Source organism: Streptomyces sp. NPDC002853 (assembly GCF_053591915.1).
In genome coordinates, this window is the sequence record NZ_JBSFUS010000014.1 from 182,167 (window position 1) to 197,990 (window position 15,824).

General features: G+C 69.5%; 16 protein-coding genes. 4 read left to right on the forward strand and 12 right to left on the reverse strand.

Annotation, left to right across the window (positions count from 1 at the left end; all coding sequences use genetic code 11):
* Positions 1-4: 4 nt before the first annotated feature.
* On the forward strand, positions 5-370 hold the full coding sequence (locus tag ACWD02_RS34570) for a hypothetical protein (protein ID WP_451218120.1): 366 nt from the start codon (positions 5-7) through the stop codon (positions 368-370).
* A 102-nt stretch (positions 371-472) separates the two neighbouring features.
* Here ACWD02_RS34570 and ACWD02_RS34575 read toward each other — a convergent pair whose 3' ends face one another.
* The 5 genes from ACWD02_RS34575 to ACWD02_RS34595 all read right to left on the reverse strand — a co-directional run bounded on the left by ACWD02_RS34575 (position 473) and on the right by ACWD02_RS34595 (position 6,676).
* Positions 473-1,843, reverse strand: a complete 1,371-nt coding sequence (locus tag ACWD02_RS34575; RefSeq protein ID WP_451218485.1) for a cellulose binding domain-containing protein — start codon at positions 1,841-1,843, stop codon at positions 473-475.
* A gap of 65 nt (positions 1,844-1,908) precedes the next feature.
* The gene (locus ACWD02_RS34580; RefSeq protein WP_451218123.1) at positions 1,909-3,474 is read right to left on the reverse strand and encodes a beta-N-acetylhexosaminidase; all 1,566 of its coding nucleotides are present in this window, start codon (positions 3,472-3,474) and stop codon (positions 1,909-1,911) included.
* Between the two features lie 79 nt (positions 3,475-3,553).
* Positions 3,554-4,390 carry a carbohydrate ABC transporter permease gene (locus ACWD02_RS34585; protein WP_451218126.1) on the reverse strand — a complete coding sequence of 279 codons (837 nt, stop codon included), beginning with the start codon at positions 4,388-4,390 and terminating at the stop codon, positions 3,554-3,556.
* Positions 4,387-5,271 (reverse strand): carbohydrate ABC transporter permease, encoded by an 885-nt coding sequence (locus tag ACWD02_RS34590; RefSeq protein WP_451218488.1) that lies wholly within the window; start codon positions 5,269-5,271, stop codon positions 4,387-4,389. The genes ACWD02_RS34585 and ACWD02_RS34590 overlap by 4 nt, the downstream gene beginning before the upstream one ends.
* A gap of 136 nt (positions 5,272-5,407) precedes the next feature.
* Positions 5,408-6,676, reverse strand: a complete 1,269-nt coding sequence (locus ACWD02_RS34595; RefSeq protein ID WP_451218129.1) for an extracellular solute-binding protein — start codon at positions 6,674-6,676, stop codon at positions 5,408-5,410.
* A 265-nt stretch (positions 6,677-6,941) separates the two neighbouring features.
* On the opposite strand from ACWD02_RS34595, the gene ACWD02_RS34600 reads away from it, so the two are divergent.
* A complete protein-coding gene (locus tag ACWD02_RS34600; protein WP_451218490.1) occupies positions 6,942-7,754 on the forward strand; it encodes a GntR family transcriptional regulator in 813 nt (270 codons plus the stop codon).
* A 65-nt stretch (positions 7,755-7,819) separates the two neighbouring features.
* Here the strand turns inward: ACWD02_RS34600 and ACWD02_RS34605 are convergent, their stop codons facing one another.
* The 4 genes from ACWD02_RS34605 to ACWD02_RS34620 all read right to left on the reverse strand — a co-directional run bounded on the left by ACWD02_RS34605 (position 7,820) and on the right by ACWD02_RS34620 (position 12,210).
* On the reverse strand, positions 7,820-8,992 hold the full coding sequence (locus ACWD02_RS34605) for a serine hydrolase domain-containing protein (RefSeq protein WP_451218132.1): 1,173 nt from the start codon (positions 8,990-8,992) through the stop codon (positions 7,820-7,822).
* Positions 8,993-9,248: 256 nt separating this feature from the next.
* Positions 9,249-10,724, reverse strand: a complete 1,476-nt coding sequence (locus tag ACWD02_RS34610) for an FG-GAP and VCBS repeat-containing protein (RefSeq protein WP_451218135.1) — start codon at positions 10,722-10,724, stop codon at positions 9,249-9,251.
* A gap of 149 nt (positions 10,725-10,873) precedes the next feature.
* Positions 10,874-11,239, reverse strand: a complete 366-nt coding sequence (locus ACWD02_RS34615; RefSeq protein WP_451218138.1) for a darcynin family protein — start codon at positions 11,237-11,239, stop codon at positions 10,874-10,876.
* Between the two features lie 77 nt (positions 11,240-11,316).
* A complete protein-coding gene (locus ACWD02_RS34620) occupies positions 11,317-12,210 on the reverse strand; it encodes an NAD(P)H-binding protein (RefSeq protein WP_451218140.1) in 894 nt (297 codons plus the stop codon).
* A gap of 104 nt (positions 12,211-12,314) precedes the next feature.
* Between ACWD02_RS34620 and ACWD02_RS34625 the strand changes: the two genes are divergently transcribed.
* Entirely contained in the window at positions 12,315-13,268 is a 954-nt protein-coding gene (locus ACWD02_RS34625) for a LysR family transcriptional regulator (RefSeq protein ID WP_451218493.1), read from the forward strand.
* Between the two features lie 14 nt (positions 13,269-13,282).
* On the opposite strand, the gene ACWD02_RS34630 is transcribed toward ACWD02_RS34625, so the two are convergent.
* A complete protein-coding gene (locus ACWD02_RS34630; protein WP_451218142.1) occupies positions 13,283-13,873 on the reverse strand; it encodes an SMI1/KNR4 family protein in 591 nt (196 codons plus the stop codon).
* Positions 13,874-13,955: 82 nt separating this feature from the next.
* Here ACWD02_RS34630 and ACWD02_RS34635 point away from each other — a divergent pair, with 82 nt between their 5' ends.
* Positions 13,956-14,738 carry a helix-turn-helix domain-containing protein gene (locus tag ACWD02_RS34635; RefSeq protein ID WP_451218144.1) on the forward strand — a complete coding sequence of 261 codons (783 nt, stop codon included), beginning with the start codon at positions 13,956-13,958 and terminating at the stop codon, positions 14,736-14,738.
* Here ACWD02_RS34635 and ACWD02_RS34640 read toward each other — a convergent pair.
* Both ACWD02_RS34640 and ACWD02_RS34645 read right to left on the reverse strand, forming a co-directional pair.
* Positions 14,717-15,136 carry a hypothetical protein gene (locus ACWD02_RS34640; RefSeq protein WP_451218147.1) on the reverse strand — a complete coding sequence of 140 codons (420 nt, stop codon included), beginning with the start codon at positions 15,134-15,136 and terminating at the stop codon, positions 14,717-14,719. The two genes, ACWD02_RS34635 and ACWD02_RS34640, sit on opposite strands and share 22 nt — an antisense overlap.
* Before the next feature lie 88 nt (positions 15,137-15,224).
* Positions 15,225-15,788 carry a dihydrofolate reductase family protein gene (locus ACWD02_RS34645; RefSeq protein WP_451218150.1) on the reverse strand — a complete coding sequence of 188 codons (564 nt, stop codon included), beginning with the start codon at positions 15,786-15,788 and terminating at the stop codon, positions 15,225-15,227.
* Positions 15,789-15,824: the final 36 nt, after the last annotated feature.

Here is a 15,824-nt window from a genome sequence, read left to right on the forward strand (position 1 = left end):
CAAGGTGAACAGCACTGCACAGAAGGCCAAGCAGGAATCGGCTGAGGCCGCCGAGAAGGCGAAGGGTTCCGCCGGGGAGGCGGCCGACGCCGCCGGTTCGGGTGCGCAGTCGTTCGGTCTGGCGACTCAGCGGGCGAAGCAGGCGGCAGCCGCGGGGCTTGAGAGCGGCGGCAAGACGGTGGCAGCGGCCACCGGCAAGGTCACTTCGACGGCGGTCGCCGGCTGGACGCTGGTGAAGAACCGCAAGGCCATAGCCGCGGGCGCTGCCGCGGGCCTGGTCAGTGTGGTCGGCCTTTCCTTCACCGCCGGGCGCAAGACAGCGAAGATCCAGGGCGGACCGCTGACGCGACTGACGCATGGCCGTATCTGATTTCTGCCTCATAAAACCAATCACTTCAGGCGTCGGGGTGGAGAGAGCCGAGCTCTCTCCACCCCGACGCCTGTCTGTAGCGGTATGTGGTCCTCTCTCAGCTCACGTGGAGGGCACCGTGTCCTCGAAGGCGGTGCCCGCGCTGCGGTAGGCGGCCACCTTGGCGGCCACTTGTGCGGGGCTCAGGACCTGGTCCTTGACGTGCAGCACGTAGTCGACCTGCTGGTCGTACGCGCGCGGGGTGGTGCTGGTCTGTCCGGCGAGGTCGATCAGCCACTGGTTGAAGTTGATCGACATGGGGCGCTCCGGCAGATACGCGGCGTCGTGCGTGCCGAACGGCTGCCCGTCGACGTAGTACTTGATGGAGTTGTTGTCGATGGTGACGACGAGGTCGTGCCAGCCCGCGTAGCTCTGCCGGCTCTCGGTGTGCTGGTTGACGGCCTGCCAGGGGTCCGGGTTGTAGGTCTCCCAGGACGTCGTGTAGAGGATGTTCGACGGCTCGCCCCAGCCGCCGTTGGGCAGGTACTCGAAGTCGTACTCGGCGTAGTCGTCGGCCATCGGCGCCTTGAGGTCGTTGATGGTGAAGAACGTCTGCACCAGGTGGTCCCCGTCCGGTCCGCTCTTGGGCGCGTCGCTGAACTTCACGCGCGCGGCGTACGTCCCGTTCTTGAACTTCGTTGCCTTGGTGAGCACTTCGGTGTGTTTGGTGCTTTCGCCCGTGCCGGCCGTCGACGTCTCCAGGTTCATCACCGAGTTGCCGCCGGAGGCGGAGAACGTGACGTTCTGCGGCGCCCAGGTCGCACCCGGCACGCCGGGGCCGCCCGAGTTGGAGCGCACGTTCCAGCCGTGGGCCGAGATGGCCGGGTCGTCGTACTTCGTGTAGTTGAAGTCGTCGAAGAGGCTCGCTCCGGAGCCGGGCGGGTCGGTGGGGTCGGTGGGGTCCGTCGGATCGGTGGGGTCGTTGCCCTCGGGGGCGGTGCCCCACACCGTCGCGCCGTCCAATTGTGCGGTGACCTTGGTCCAGTTCGCGTAGGAGCTCTGCGCGGCGCCGAATGAGTAGTCGTCGCGCTGGTTGAGCGACTGCCAGTCGGAGCGGTGGAAACGGAGCTGGAGGTCGCCGCTGTCGGCTCCGGCGGCGAGGGAACCGGCGCCCGAGGTGAAGCCGATCTCCAGATAGCGGTCGGCGGTGGCGGTCGGGTGAGCGAGCGTGCCGAAGGTGCCGGTGATGTTGGCGCAGCCCTTCACGGCCCACGAGCAGGCGAAGCGGTAGGTGGCGCTCGCGGAGTCGGCCTTGAAGTAGTAGCGCAGTTTCACGCCGCTGAGTGCCACCGGGGAGGAGCCGGTGTTCTTCACCTTCAGCCAGGGTTCGGCCTGGTCACTGCCGGTGGAGCCGGTGTGGTACTGCACCGATACGGCGCCCGCGGCGGCGCCTGCCTCGGTGGCGGGCAGCGCGGCGAGAGTGGTGCAGCCCATCAGGGCGACGAGGGCGTAGCGCGCCGATCTCGTGAGTGCGGTGCGGGAGGGCTTTCGTACGGGACTCATCTCGATTCCTCTCCGAAACGGTGGGGGACGGGGACGTACGGGTCGAACGGTCCGTGCCGCACGCCGAGTGCGGTGAGCCTGGCGCCGTGTGCGATCAGGCGGGCGCGTGCGAGGGGCCAGGGCGAGGCGCCGTGCCAGGCGCGGTCGGCGAGCGCGGCCAGCCGGGGGAAGACCAGGTAGTCGACGTGACCGGCGGTGGGGGTGAGTTCGGTCCACAACTGGGCCTGTACGCCGATCAGTTCGCCGCCCGCGGTGCGGTCGTCGGGTGGGTCGTGGTCGTGGACAGTGCGGAGATCGACCACGGCTCCGGGCTGGGCGGGCGGTTCATCCGGGGATGCGGACTGGGCGTAGTCGAGGTAGGTGGCGCTGTAGTGGCTGCTGACCACGGTGTGTCCGCGTTTGAGGGCGACGCGGGTGTGCTCGGGATCGCGCCAGGTCATGACGGCGAACTCGGGCGGCAGCCCCTCCCCCGTCTCGGCCCACGCGGTCGGGATCCGGCCGCGCTCCAGCAGGTGGGCGCCGATCCTGCCGAGGAACCAGCCGCGCAACTCGCCTGGCCCCGAGAGGCCTTCGGCCTGGATGCGGGCCCGTGCGGCGGGGCTTGTGGCCCATTCGGTCGTGGGGCATTCGTCGCCGCCGACGTGTACGTGCGGGGAGGGGAAGATGTCCATGGCGGTGTCGAGGACGGTGCGGCAGAAGTCGAGGACGGGCTCGTGGACACCCAGGACCGTGTCGCACACACCCCAGCGGGTCCACACATCGAGCCGGCGGCCCGGGACGTTGCCGAGTTCGGGGTAGGCGGCCAGGGCCGCGCGGGTGTGGCCGGGCATCTCCACTTCGGGTACGAGGGTGACGCCGCGGTCGGCGGCGTAGGTGACCAGGTCGCGCAGTTCCCTTTCGGTGTAGGCCCCTGCGTGCGGGGTTCCGTCGAAGATGTCGGAACCGTCGGGGCCCACCATGGACTGTGCGCGCCGTGCGCCCACTTCGGTCAGCAGCGGGTAGTCGGCGACGGGCATGCGCCAGCCCTGGTCGTCGGTGAGGTGCAGGTGCAGCACGTTCAGTTTGTGCAGGGCCAGCAGGTCGACGTAGCGGCGCAGGAACGACACGGGCTGGAAGTGGCGTGCCACGTCGAGCATGAAGCCGCGCCAGGCACGCCGCGGTACGTCGGTGATCTCGACGCAGGGAAGTCGCCAGGGCACGCCCGGGCGGGCGCGGCCGGACAGGGCCTCGACGGGGAGCAGTTGCCGGATCGTCTGGATGCCACGCAGCAGGCCGGTGGGGTGGGCGGCTCGCAGCAGCACGGCGTCGGGTGAGACCGTCAGGCCGTAGCCTTCGGTGCCGAGTCCGCTCAGTCCTGGGTCGTGTGCGAGGACGAAGGGCCCGTCGGGGGCGGCGGGTAGAGGCAGCCCGGTGGCGGGGGCGATGAGGGTGCGCAGCAGGGCTGCGGCGGGTTCGGCGCCCGAGGTGACACGGAGCGTGGTCGCCGCGTCGAGCGTGAAGTGGCCTGGTCGGAGAGTCAGTTGGGTGGGTGCGGGCACGAGCGTGGGGCGGGACGCGGGCACGACGGACCTCCGGTGCGGGCGTGGGGATGCCGGCACCTCCGGTGCGGGCGTGGGGATTGCGGGACAGGCGCGGTGCGGGTCAGCCCTTGACGGCGCCGGAGGCGAACCCGGATGTCACGTGTCGCTGCAACAGCAGGAAGATCGCCAGCGCGGGCAGCGCGAACAGGGTCGAGGCGGCCATGGTGGCGCCCCAGTCGGTGCCGAAGGTGTTGTGGAACGAGGACAGCCACACCGGCAGCGTCCGGTGGTCCTGCTGTTTGATGATGAGGAAGTTGGCGTAGGCGAACTCGTTCCACGCCGTGATGTAGCCGAACAGCGACGTCGCCATCAGTCCCGGCGCGAGCAGCGGGAAGGCTACATGCCGGAACGCGCCGAATCGCGTGCAGCCGTCGACCTGGGCCGACTCCTCGAGCTCCGCGGGGATCGTGGCGATGAAGCCGCGCAGCACCACGACGGTGAAGGGCAGCGTCATCATGAAGTAGATGAGGGTCAAGGTCGGCAGCCGGTCGAGCATCCCGGTGTCCCGGGAGATGATGTAGACGGGGATGATCAGGGATTCCCACGGCGCCATCTGCGCGATGAACACCATGAGCATGAACTGACGGCGCCCGCGCCAGCGCATCCGGGCCACCGCGAACGAGGCACCGAGCGCGACGACGAGGGCCAGGGCGACGGCGGCCAGGGTGACGAGCACGCTGTTGCGCCAGAACAGGGCGAAGCCGTCCGCGTCGACGGCCCGCCGGAAGTGGTCGAACGTCCAGCTCTGCGGGAGCAGTTGAGGGCTGTCGGACTGGATGTCGCGGGACGGTTTGAAGGCGGTGGTGACCATCCAGTAGACGGGGAAGAGGCAGACGACGACCGTCACGGTGGCGGCGATGTTGAGCGGCAGGCGGCGCAGTGCGCGCGTGGTCGTCACAGCTCGTTCTCCTGTCGGAACATCTGGCGGAAGTAGGCGACAAGGACGCCGGACATGAGCAGCACGGTCAGCATCGACGCGGCCGATCCGAGGTCGTAGCGCTGCTGGGCCAGTGCGGTCTGCACGGCGTAGACCGGCAGGATCGTCGTGGCGTCGCCGGGGCCGCCGCGGGTCATCACCCAGATCTGCACGAACGCCTTGAACGTCCAGATGACTTCGAGGGAGAGCACGAGCATGAAGATCGGCCGTACGATCGGCAGAGTGACGGAGTGGAAGATCCGGAATCCGGATGCGCCGTCGATGCGCGCGGCCTCGTAGAGCTCGGCGGGCACGGTGGTCAGCGCCGAGTACAGGGTGATCGCGGCGAACGGCACCGACTGCCACACGACCAGGGTGACGAGGATGGCGAACGCCGCCGGTCCGTGTGCCAGCCAGGGGTATCCGTCGAAGGAGCTGAAGCCGAGACCGGTGAGGGCGTGGTTGACGATCCCGAACTCGGAGTGGAAGAGCCACTGGAACACGGTGGTCGCCGCGACCACGGGCATCGCCCAGGTGAGGACGAGTGCGCTGAGCACGGCCGTGCGGCCGAAGCGCCCGAGCCGCTCCACCATCAGTGCCACGAGCGTCGACAGGACCATGATCAGTGCGACGTTGACGGCCATGAAGAGGAAGGTGCGGCGCACCACGGCCCAGAACCGCGGGTCGGAGAGCAGTTCGGTGTAGTTGTCGAGGCCGGTGAAGTGCGCTTCACCCAGGATGAGTTGACGCAGGCCGAAGTCCTGGAAGGAGATCAGGACGGCCCGCGCCAGCGGGTAGACGAGCAGGTACAGCATCCCGAGGACCGTGGGTGCCACGAGCAGGTACGGCCAGCTGCCGGACATCGTGGAGCGGCGGGTGGTGGTGGGCGTACGCCGGGGCGGTCGGGACACCACCGGGTCGCGGACGATCGTCACGGCGCACTCCTCTCGGGGTGGGTTCTCGGAGTGGGTTCTCGACGCGGGGTGGTCAAGGGGCGGGTCAGGAGCCGGACTTCATGGCGTTGGTGATGGCGTCGGACGCCTCGGCGGCCTTCCTCTTCGGATCGCCTCCGGTGAGGACGGCGGTCAAGTAGTCCTTGATGGGGTTCTTGGCCTCGACGGCGGCCCAGCCGGGCGTGTTGGGCGTCGCGTGGCCGACGGCCGCACCGACCGCCATGGCGGAGGCGCCCGGATCGTCGGCGACCGCGCCGGCCAGCGTGGTCTTGTTGGGGACGTAGCTCATGGCGACGGCGAGCTTCTTCTGCCACTTGTCGCCGGTCAACTCCTTGACGAAGGTGTATGCGGCGTCATGATGCTGCGACACCGTCGGGATCACCAGGTCGGAGCCGCCCGTGAAGACCGCGCCCGGGGTGTCGGCCGTCTTGCCCGGGATCGGGAAGAAGCCCAGCTTGTCCTTGAGTTCGGGGTTGTTCTGGGCGACGACGTTGGCTCCGCCCGGCGTGCTGATGACCTGCGCGACCTGGCCCTTGGCCATCACCTCGGCCTGCGGCGGCTGCGCCTCGTCGGAGTCCTTGGGCCCCTTGCCGAGGGCCTGCAGCTTCTCGTAGAAGGCCATCGCGCGCAGCGCCTCGGGGCTGTCCAGGGTGCCCTTCCATGTGCCGCCCGACTCGGTGGCGAGGTCGCCGCCCTCGTCCCAGACGAAGCCGGCATAGGTGTACCAGTTCTGCCCGGGCAGATAGATGCCCTGCTGGGAGCCCTTGTTGAGCTTCTTCGTCGCGGCCACCCACTGGTCACGGGTCTTGATGGCGGCGGCGTCGATGCCCGCCTTTTCGAAGAGGTCCTTGCGGTAGATGACGACGCGGTTCGCCGCGTAGTACGGGATGCCGTACTGCTTGCCCTCAAAGGCCCCCGGCTCGGCGAGCCCCTTGAGCCAGGCGTCGCCGCCGAGGTCGTCGACCTTGTCGCTCAAATCCTTCAGGCCGCCGCTCTGTGCGAACTGTGCGACCTGGGTGTTGCCCGTCTCGATGACGTCGGGGGCGTCGTTGCTGGCCAGCGCGGCGGTGACCTTCTCGCCGATGCCGTCCCACTCCTGGATCTGGATGCGTATGTCGATGTCGGGGTGCGCGGCTTCGAAGCTCTTCTCGAAGTCCTTCTGGAAGGCGGCCGAGACACTGTCGCGCATCAGCCACACATCGATCGCTGTCTTCCCGCCGCCGGCAGAATCCCCGTCACCGGAGCCGGACGAACAGGCGCTGAGCCCGGCGACCGCGACGAGCGCGGACACACCGGCAAGCAAACGGAACTTCACGGTTCACCTCTGGGGTGCCGGACCTAACCAGCATCTAACTGGTCAGGTGACCTCTGGTGAGGGAGAAAGCTGGCATAGACCAATGACCGCGTCAACCCCCTTCGCACGCACGGGAGTTAAGGATTTGGTTGTCGATCTCCGCGCTTTCGTGGTCAACTGGTCAGGCAGCTGGTCGTACGGCAAGAGGGGGCGGACGGTGACCACCGACGCGAACGAGGCGGACGGGACGGCGAAGGCGGGGGTCGGACGGCGCTCCTCAGGAGCCGTGCTCAAGCGGGAGCGGGTCCGTGACCACCTGCTGCAACTCGTCGAGTCACAGCACCCCGGCGATCCCATCCCCTCCGAACGCACGCTCTGCGCGGACCTGGGTGTCTCGCGTCCCACCTTGCGCGCGGCCGTCGATGAACTGGTCGCGGCGGGCGTTCTGGTCCGCGAACACGGCCGCGGCATGTTCGTCGCGCCGGAGAAGATCACCCAGGAACTGATCTCGCCCGCGCACGGGCTGAAGGTTCCGCGCGCGGGGGGCGCCTGGTCCAGCCGTCTCCTGGAGTTCACCACCATCCAGGCCGGCGCCCGCGTCGGCCGCAAGCTGCGCCTCTCCCCCGCCGCCCGGATCGTGTACGTGGCACGGCTGCGGCTCGTCGACGGCGCCCCGATGGCCATCGAGCACCTGCACATCCGCGCCGATCTGGTGCCCGGCCTGTCCGCGCAGGAACTGGAGAGCGGCGATCTGTACGAGCATCTGAGCGAACACCACGACGTTCACGTCCGCGAAGCGACCCAGACCATCGAGCCGACAGTGGTGACCCGGGCCGAGGCCGAGGTGCTCGAAGTGCCCGAGCTCTCCCCCGCCCTGCTGGTCGAGCGCCTCACCTCGGACCACTCCGGCTGCCCCGTCGAGTACGTCCACTCGCTCTACCGAGGCGACCGCTACCGCATCGTCTCCCGGCTCACCCTCGGCCCGGCCACGACCGCGCCGGAACAGACACCCAGCCACCACCCCGGCATCCCGCCCGGCGACTTCGCCCACCGGGACACGGTCGCCTCCTCGGCACACGGCGACGTACAGGCCCCCTGAACCGGCCGTCGCGCCGCCGCGCGCCTCCATGTGCGGGTCACGCCGTCAAACTGACCGTCTCCCGCCTACCGGTTGCGCAACAGCGCGCAGACGAAGTTCTCCTCCACCGTCCGCAGCCGCTTCAGGAGTTCCGGCTTGTTCGTCTTGTTGATCTGGGTGGTCAGGGAGATGGTCAGCGACCGCTTGCCGTTCGGGGAGGCCGCGATCAGTTGCGTGTAGCCGGGGAAGTTGCCCGTGTGGCCGTACACCACGCCGCACCGGGTGGTGTAGCGGAAGATGGCAAGGCCGGCCTTGTTCTTGCCGGGGCCCGCGGGTTCGGAGGCGCCGTTCACCCACTTCAGCTGCTGTCGGCGTGTCCGGTCGGAGATGAGCTTTCCGCCCGCGTAGCCGCGGATGAACGCCGTCATGTCCTTCGGCGTGGAGATGATCCCGCCCGATGCCCACACACCCGACGCACTCAGTACCTCGCTGAGGTCCTCGGGCGGGTTCGGCGGGGTGACGTCGTAGCCGTGCATGTACGGCCTCGGCATCCGGTAGCCCTGCGGCAGGCTGGTGCTGCGCAGGCCCAGCGGGCGGTACACGAACTCGGCGAGCAGCTCCTCGTAGGGGCGGTCCGTCACCGCCTCCGCCATCAGCGCCACGGCGACGTTGTCGGAGTTGGAGTAGGTGTACCGGGCCCCGGGGCGGAACACCAACGGCTCGTGGGCCACGAAGTCCAGCAGGCGGCGGGAGTCGAAGTGACGGCGCGGGTTCTCGGTCACCAGCTCCAAGAACTCGGGGTTCGCGCTGAAGTCCGGGAGCCCGCTGGTGTGGTTCAGGAGCTGGCGCAGCGTGACCCGGTGCCATGCGCGCGGCAGCCGGGGAAGCACCTTGCCGATGGTGTCGTTCAGGCGCAGCTTTCCGCAGTCGACGAGGTGGAGGGCGACGGCGCCGCTGTACGCCTTGGCCGTACTGGCGATACGCATGTGGTCGGTGGCCCTGATCGGACGGTCGGTGCCGGTCTTGGCGACCCCGGCCCGGTAGACCTCGGTGCGGGCGCCGCGCTTGAGGACGGCGATCGCTCCGGGCGGCCCGCCGGGCGCGGCGGTCAGCTCCCGCAACTGCCGTTGCAGCGCGCGCTCGTCGTGGGCGGGGCCATCCGCGGCGTGGGCCGGTGCCTGCACCAGGCCCGCCGTGCAGGCAGCGGCCAGGACAGCGACCAGAGGGAGGCGGACCTGCGGAGAGCGGGGAGCAGACACGGAAGGACTCCTGAGGCGTGAGCGCGGCGGGACGTCAGAGCGACCAGCTGCCGACCGGCAACTGGTCTTCTGGGCCCACAGGTGTTCCAGCACCGACGTGCTCCTCACCAGGGCACCTTCCGTTCATCCCATAACAGGATGAACAGAAACAAACGGCTGCCCAAAGACCCGCGTGACGCGGCCGTACTGCACCTCAATGAGTGACAACGAGTGACACGGAAGCCACCGGCCCGACGGCCCCACCACCGGCGCGGCCCTAGGGGATCACCGTTCCCGAGCCGTTGTCGTTGCTCAGGTTCGCGCCGAACAGCGCCCGCGCCGCCGGTGCACCGATGTCCACCGGGTTGTACGCGACCGACTGCGAGGCCGTCGCTCCCGAGGCGGCACCGCGCAGCAACCACACCGCGCCGCCGTTCACGACGCTGCCCAGGTTCTCGCCCGGGGCCCCGGTGACCAGGTCCGCCTTGCCCTCGCCCGTCATGTCCAGCACGCGCAGCGACCCGCCGAACACGTCGCCGGACTCCGCGACTCCGGGCACACCCTCCGTGTCCTGGTGGAACGCCTGCGCTCCCGTGCCGGTCAGCCCGTTCTTGCCGCCCTTGAGCAGCACGACAGCGCCCGCCTTGGCCTTCGAGACGATCGCCTCGCCGGGCACCCCGACGGCCAGGTCGGGGTAGCCGTCTCCGTTCACGTCGCCGGTGGCCAGCCGTCCGCCGAACTGGTCGCCCTTCTCGCTCGCCCCGGGGACGCCCGCGGTGTTCTGCGTGATCGTCTGGGTGCGGGTCTGGCTGGGGCCGGACGGCGAACCGTAGTAGATCTTGACGGTGCCGGGGTCCTCCTCGGTGCCCTCCGTGTCGCCGTTCGGGAAGATCCGGGTGGCGAGGTCGGCGTAGCCGTCGTGGTCGAAGTCGGCGACGGCCGTGCCGGCGGAAGAGTTCAGGGGCTTCGGAACGGTGGACAGCCCGTCCTTGGTGCCGAGCCACAGCTTGCCGCCCTCGGCGTGGTTCTCGTAGACGTAGAACGTCGCGAGGTCCTCGATGCCGTCGCCGTTGAAGTCGCCCGTCGCTGTCGAGTTGATGGAGTTGTCGGTGCTGTAGACCTTCACCTGCTGATCGCGGGCCGGGGCGCCGCTCCGGCTGAAGGGGCCGTAGAGCACGTCGTGGTAGTCGTAGTCCGTGCCGTTGCCCATGAACAGGTCCGCGTGCCCGTCGCCGTCGAGGTCGCCCGCGGTGAGGTCGTCGCCGACCTGGGCGTCCGCCGGTGCACCGATGCGGACGGCGCCCTGACCGGAGACGCCGGTCTCCCGGCCCCACAACACGATCACCGAGCCGTTGACGTTGTCCTGCGGCCGGTAGTCGCGGGCGACCACCGCCAGGTCGGTCAGGCCGTCGCCGTCCAGGTCCCGGGAGACCATCGCGTAGCCGAAGACGTGGTTGTCGCCTGAGGCGCCGGGCACACCGGCGGTGTCCTGGGTGATGACCGTGGTACGGGCGGGGTCGAGGCCTCGCGCGGAACCGTAGCTGACCGTGATGTGGCCGCCCCGGGCGTGGCCGCCGACCGTCGCACCGGGAGCGGCGACGGCGACGTCCTGGTAGCCGTCACCGTCGAAGTCCTCGCGCACCGTCGCGGCGCCGTCCTCCGCAGAGGCGCTGCCCGCGACGATCGGCACGCCGAGCGATCCGATCAGGGCGGCGGCAACGGCGGTCGATATGGCAGGTCGGCGAATGCCCACGGTTCCTCCTCGAGCGCGAGCGACGTCGAGACACGTGCACGCGGATGTGATTCACCTTCGAGACTCGCAAAAACGCCGGATGGTTGTGCGGAGAACGGCACCTGAACGGACGGAGGGCGGCGGTGCACGCGGCGCGGGCCGCGGAGCCCTCAGGTGGTGAGGGTGGCCACGGGATCGAGCCCGTAGGTGCGGGCGTAGCCGTTCTCGCTGCCGACGAGCAGGTCCACGACCTCGAAGTAACGGTCCCAGAAAGGAGTTTCGCGCAATGCGTCGATGAGGAGCTGGTAAGCGTGGTGACTGTCCGCTTCCCAGACCCAGACGTCGGTGACGCGGGCCGAGTAGAACTCGGTGTCGTAGAAGCGTGAGCGGACGCCGGTGGTCCTGGCCTCGATCACGGGGACGACCTCGGTGGTGAAGGCGTGCACCCGTTCCTGGACGGTCATGGCGAGCCATTCAGGTGCGGTCTTGACGAGGATGAAGGCGGTCACCGTTGCTTCGGCTTCCTTGGTGGGCATGAGGGGTCCTTCCCAACTGGCGGAGGGTTGCGGTCTGGTGGGCGTCATTTGGCTCGGTGGTGCGGCAGGGGCCTGGGTCAGGACAGGACGGCCGGCTTGAGGGTCTGGGCGCACCACTGCTCGAAGGTGGTGGGTGATGCGGTGTCCGCGGTACGGGTGACACCCGCGTCGAGGCCGTCGTCCTTGGCCTGCTTCATGTCGACGATGCCTTGCACGAACGCTTCGTCGAGCCCGTGGCCGACGAGGGTGGTGCGCAGGTCCTGAACCGGCTGACGCTCGTAGCGGACGGGGTGGCCCAGCTGCTCGGTCATGATGCGTGCCAGGTCGTTGGGGGAAAGGTCCTGGGGCCCGAGCACCGGAACGTCGTTCGTGCCGGTCCAGGAGCGGTCCAGCAGCAGGCGCGCCGCGACGGCGGCGATGTCGGCGACGGCGACGAAGGGGGCCTTGCGGTCGGCGTCGGCGGCATCGGTGAAGACGCCCTTCTCGCGGATCGAGTCGGCCTCCTCCAGGAGGTTCTCGAAGAAGGAGGGGTTGGCCAGGGCACGGTAGGCGGCGCCTGATGTCGCGATGAGGTCGTCCATGGCGAGGGAGGCGGTGACGAGCCCGGCGCGGTCGGCGAGCGGAGTGCCGCGGCCGAGCGCGGAGACCCCGACGACGTGCCCGACACCGCGGGCGGCGAACGCCTTCGCCGCGGGGCGGGTGAAGCCGCTGTAGGCGTCCGCCGGAGGCAGTGAGGAGTCCGGGGGTACGAGCCAGAAGACGGCGTCCGCGCCCTCGAAGGCCCGGTCGACGACCTCGGCGTCGCCGTGCGAGCCGACGACCACCTCGACGTGCTCGCGTACCTCGTCAGGGAGCCGGGCCGGATCGCGTGCGATCACCCGCAGTGCCTCGCCGTGCGAGGGGGCGGCCCGGATGAGCAGGGGCAGCAGGTGGCGGCCGATGTGCCCCGTGGGAGCAGTGATGACGATCATGAAAACCTCGTGGGTCGTGCCGGATCGGTACGTCCCTCATCCTGCGGAGAACCGAGGTGATGCCACAATGGGAACCTCGGCACGCAATCATTGCCTGAAATGGAATTACCCTGGTGAACAGCTCTGATCCGGTCATCGACGCCAATCTCGCCGTCGCCCTCGACGCCTTGTTGAGCGAGCAGAGCGTCACGCGTGCCGCCGCCCGCCTGCACACCTCCCCGGCAGCCATGAGCCGCACCCTGGCCCGCCTGCGCCGCGTCCTCCAGGATCCGCTGCTGGTCCGGGCAGGGCAGAGCATGGTCCCCACACCGCGCGCCCAGGCCCTGCGCGACGAGGCCGCCGCGGTCGTACGCAGCCTGGGCGCTCTGCTCACCCCCGGCACCGCCGTCGACCCCGCCACCCTGCGCGGCACCTTCACTCTCCAGGCCGCCGATCTGGTCGCTGCGGCACTCGCCTTCGGCCTGCTGCGACTGACCCGGCAAGAGGCGCCCGGGGTCTCCTTGCGGTTCAGGGACGAGGAGTTGGAGGCGGGGCCGGCCCTCCGTGACGGCCGGATCGACCTGGAGGTCGGCTCCATCGACCACGTCGATCCCGAGACCCAGGTCGAAGAACTGCTGACCCTGCGGATGATGGCGGCCGTCCGGCCCGGCCACCCCCTGACCGAACACCCCCTGACCCCAGCCCGGCTCGCCGCCGCCGACCATGTCGCGGTCAGCAGCCGCGGCCGCTTCACGGGCCCCCTCGACGCCGCCCTGGCCGAACACGACCTCCACCGGCGGGTCACTGTCGTCCTTCCCAGTCACCTGGCCGCGATGGCCCTTGCCGCCCGCAGCGACGTCGTCTGCCTGGTCCCCGCGGCACTCCCCGGCGCGGCCCGTTCACCCCTCACCGCCGACGCATCCACTCTTGGCCTGCACCTCCTCGACATCCCCCTGCCCCTGCCGCCCCTGACCATCGGCATGGCGTGGCACCCCCGCCAGGCCGCCGACGGGTCCCACCGCTGGCTCCGCGACGCCGTACGCCGGACACTTCAGGCACCGGAAAGCCCAACTGCCTGACGGCTTCGCTCACTTCAGAGATCGATCACCGGCGTCGAGGGAAGCGGCGGCCCCCAGTCCGACGGCAGCAGGGCCCACGAGCCATGCCGCAGCCACTGCCCGAAACGGATCGGCCCGGCACCGCCGACGTGATCGAGGGAGAGCGGGACGATCCTTTCGCACGTCGCCCGCCCGTCCCACCACACCGTGCCTGCCAGCGGACCGGTCAACACCAGCAGCGTGGCGAACCCACAGCCGTGTTCCTGTAGGACGACGGCACCCGCCGTCTTCCAGTCCTCGAATCTGCCCACCTCGTCATCCCAGCGGCGCCAAGCGCTCCGGTACGCGCTCTCGGTCCCGAAGTCCTCGGCCCGCGGCTCGCGATCCATCAGCGCGTCGTCGGCCTGAACGTAGGAGTCGGGATGCGGAAACGGCACGGCCAGGAGAGCGCGCCGCTCTTCGTCGTTCCCGGCCCACCACCAGCCGCGGTCGGTCCGCATCAGCCTCGCCAGTGCTCCGCCCGCGCTGACTTCACGAAGGTAGGTCCGGTACTCCTCGGGGAAGAGCACACCCAGCTCGCGCTCGGCCTCGACCATCTCGGCCTCGGAAAGAGGCGGTTCATTCATGGAGCGATCTTAGAAGCGCCGCGAGGCGACTATTCCCTCTGGGGAATGGTCCAGGACCCACCACCACGGCTACAACGGGTCCGTGGACTTCCCTCAGGTACTTCGCGAACGTCGCATCCGCCGCCATCTCAGCCAGCTCGACCTGGCGCTTCGGGCGGGCACCACACAGCGGCACCTCAGCTTCATCGAGTCGGGCAGGTCAGCCCCCGGCCGCAACATGGTCGTGCGCCTGGCCGAGTCGCTGCAACTGCCCCTGCGGGAACGCAACGAGCTGCTGCTGGCCGCGGGGTACGCGCCCGTCTACCCCGAAAGCGCCCTCGACGACCCGGCCCTGGCACCCGTGCGCACAGCGATCGATCACATCCTCCGCGGGCATCTGCCCTACCCGGCCCTTGTCGTGGACCGCGGCGGTGACCTGGTCGCCGCGAACAGCGCGTTCGACCTGATCACCGAGGGGATCTCGCCCGAGCTGGCCGGCCCCGGCAAGAACGTCTACCGCCTTGCACTGCACCCCGAAGGACTGGCTCCCCGCATCCGCAACCTCGCCGAATGGGCCCGCCACATCCTGGCCCGCCTCGGCCACCTGGAAGAGTTGCGCGCCGAGCTCAGCGGGTACGTTCCCCAACTGGCCCCGTCCGACGGGCCACTCGGTTTCGCCGTCCCGCTCCGTCTGCGGTCCTCGTACGGCGAGCTGCGTCTGATGACGACCGTGACCACCTTCGCCACCGCCGTCGACGTCACGCTGGCCGAGCTGAAGCTGGAGGCGTTCCTGCCGGCTGACGCGGCGACAGCCGAGGCACTCTCGGCGGCCGCCGGACCATTGCGCGTCTGCGCTGCCGCGGATCAGGCCCCGGGGAACATGTAGTCGGTCTTGATCCGCCCCTCGTCGTCGAGCGCGAGGATCTCCAGGCCACCACCCACCACGCCGTTCTCGGCGGACACCGTCTCCCAGCGGAACTTGACCACACCGTCGAGGCGTACCGCGTCGGTGCGGGAGCGGAAGATGAATCCCTTCTTCTCGACGAACCGCTCGTGGCTTCGCGCCACGCGGGCCTCGATGGCGTCGTGCCCCTGAGCCCGCAACGTGGTGTGCGCGAAGCCGAGTTCTGCGGCGATCTCCCTGATCTCCGCCGGCGGGTGCAGGATGTGTGTGCCGTCCTGGGCCCACAGCTGCTCGATGGCCGCGCGCCGTTCGGCGGCATCGGACAGTGTCCACTGCGTCATGTAACGGTCGGCCAGGTACTGCGGGTCGATCTCGGTCATCTGAAACTCCTTGCAGGACAGGTCACTTCGGACCAGATCCTGCGATGCCCGGCGCCGGCCGACAATTCCCTGCCGGGAATGGCCCGGCCTAGCGCACCACGCGGTAGCGGAGGAAGACGACCTGCGACTTGAAGGTGCGGGACTCGATGAGGTCGAGATCCACCCGGCGCTCGTGCTGCGGGAAGAACGGAATGCCACCGCCGATCAGCACCGGGGAGACCCTGACCCGGTACTCGTCGATCAGATCCGCCGCGGCCGCCTCGGCGGCGAGGGTCGCGCCGCCGATCGCGATGGTGCCCTCGCCCGGTTCGGCGCGCAGCCGCCCGATCTCCTCCGCCAGGCCGCCCGAGGCCAGGCGGGCGTTGCCCCGCACCTCGGCCAGCGTCGTGGAGAACACCACCTTGGGGAGCGGCTTCCAGAGCGCGGCCCACTCGAGCGAGGCGTCGTCCAGTTCGGGATCCTGGTCGGCGGTCTCCCAGTACAGCATCGTCTCGTACAGCCGCCGCCCCATGAGATGGACGCCGACACCTCGGATCTCTTCGATGACGAAGCTGAAGACCTCCTCGTCCGGTTCCCCCCAGCCGAGGTCACCATCCGGCCCGGCGATGTAACCGTCGAGCGAGACACCCATGGAACAGGTAACGCTGCGCATCACGTGTCCTCCTCGTTGAAGGGTTCGACGCGCGAG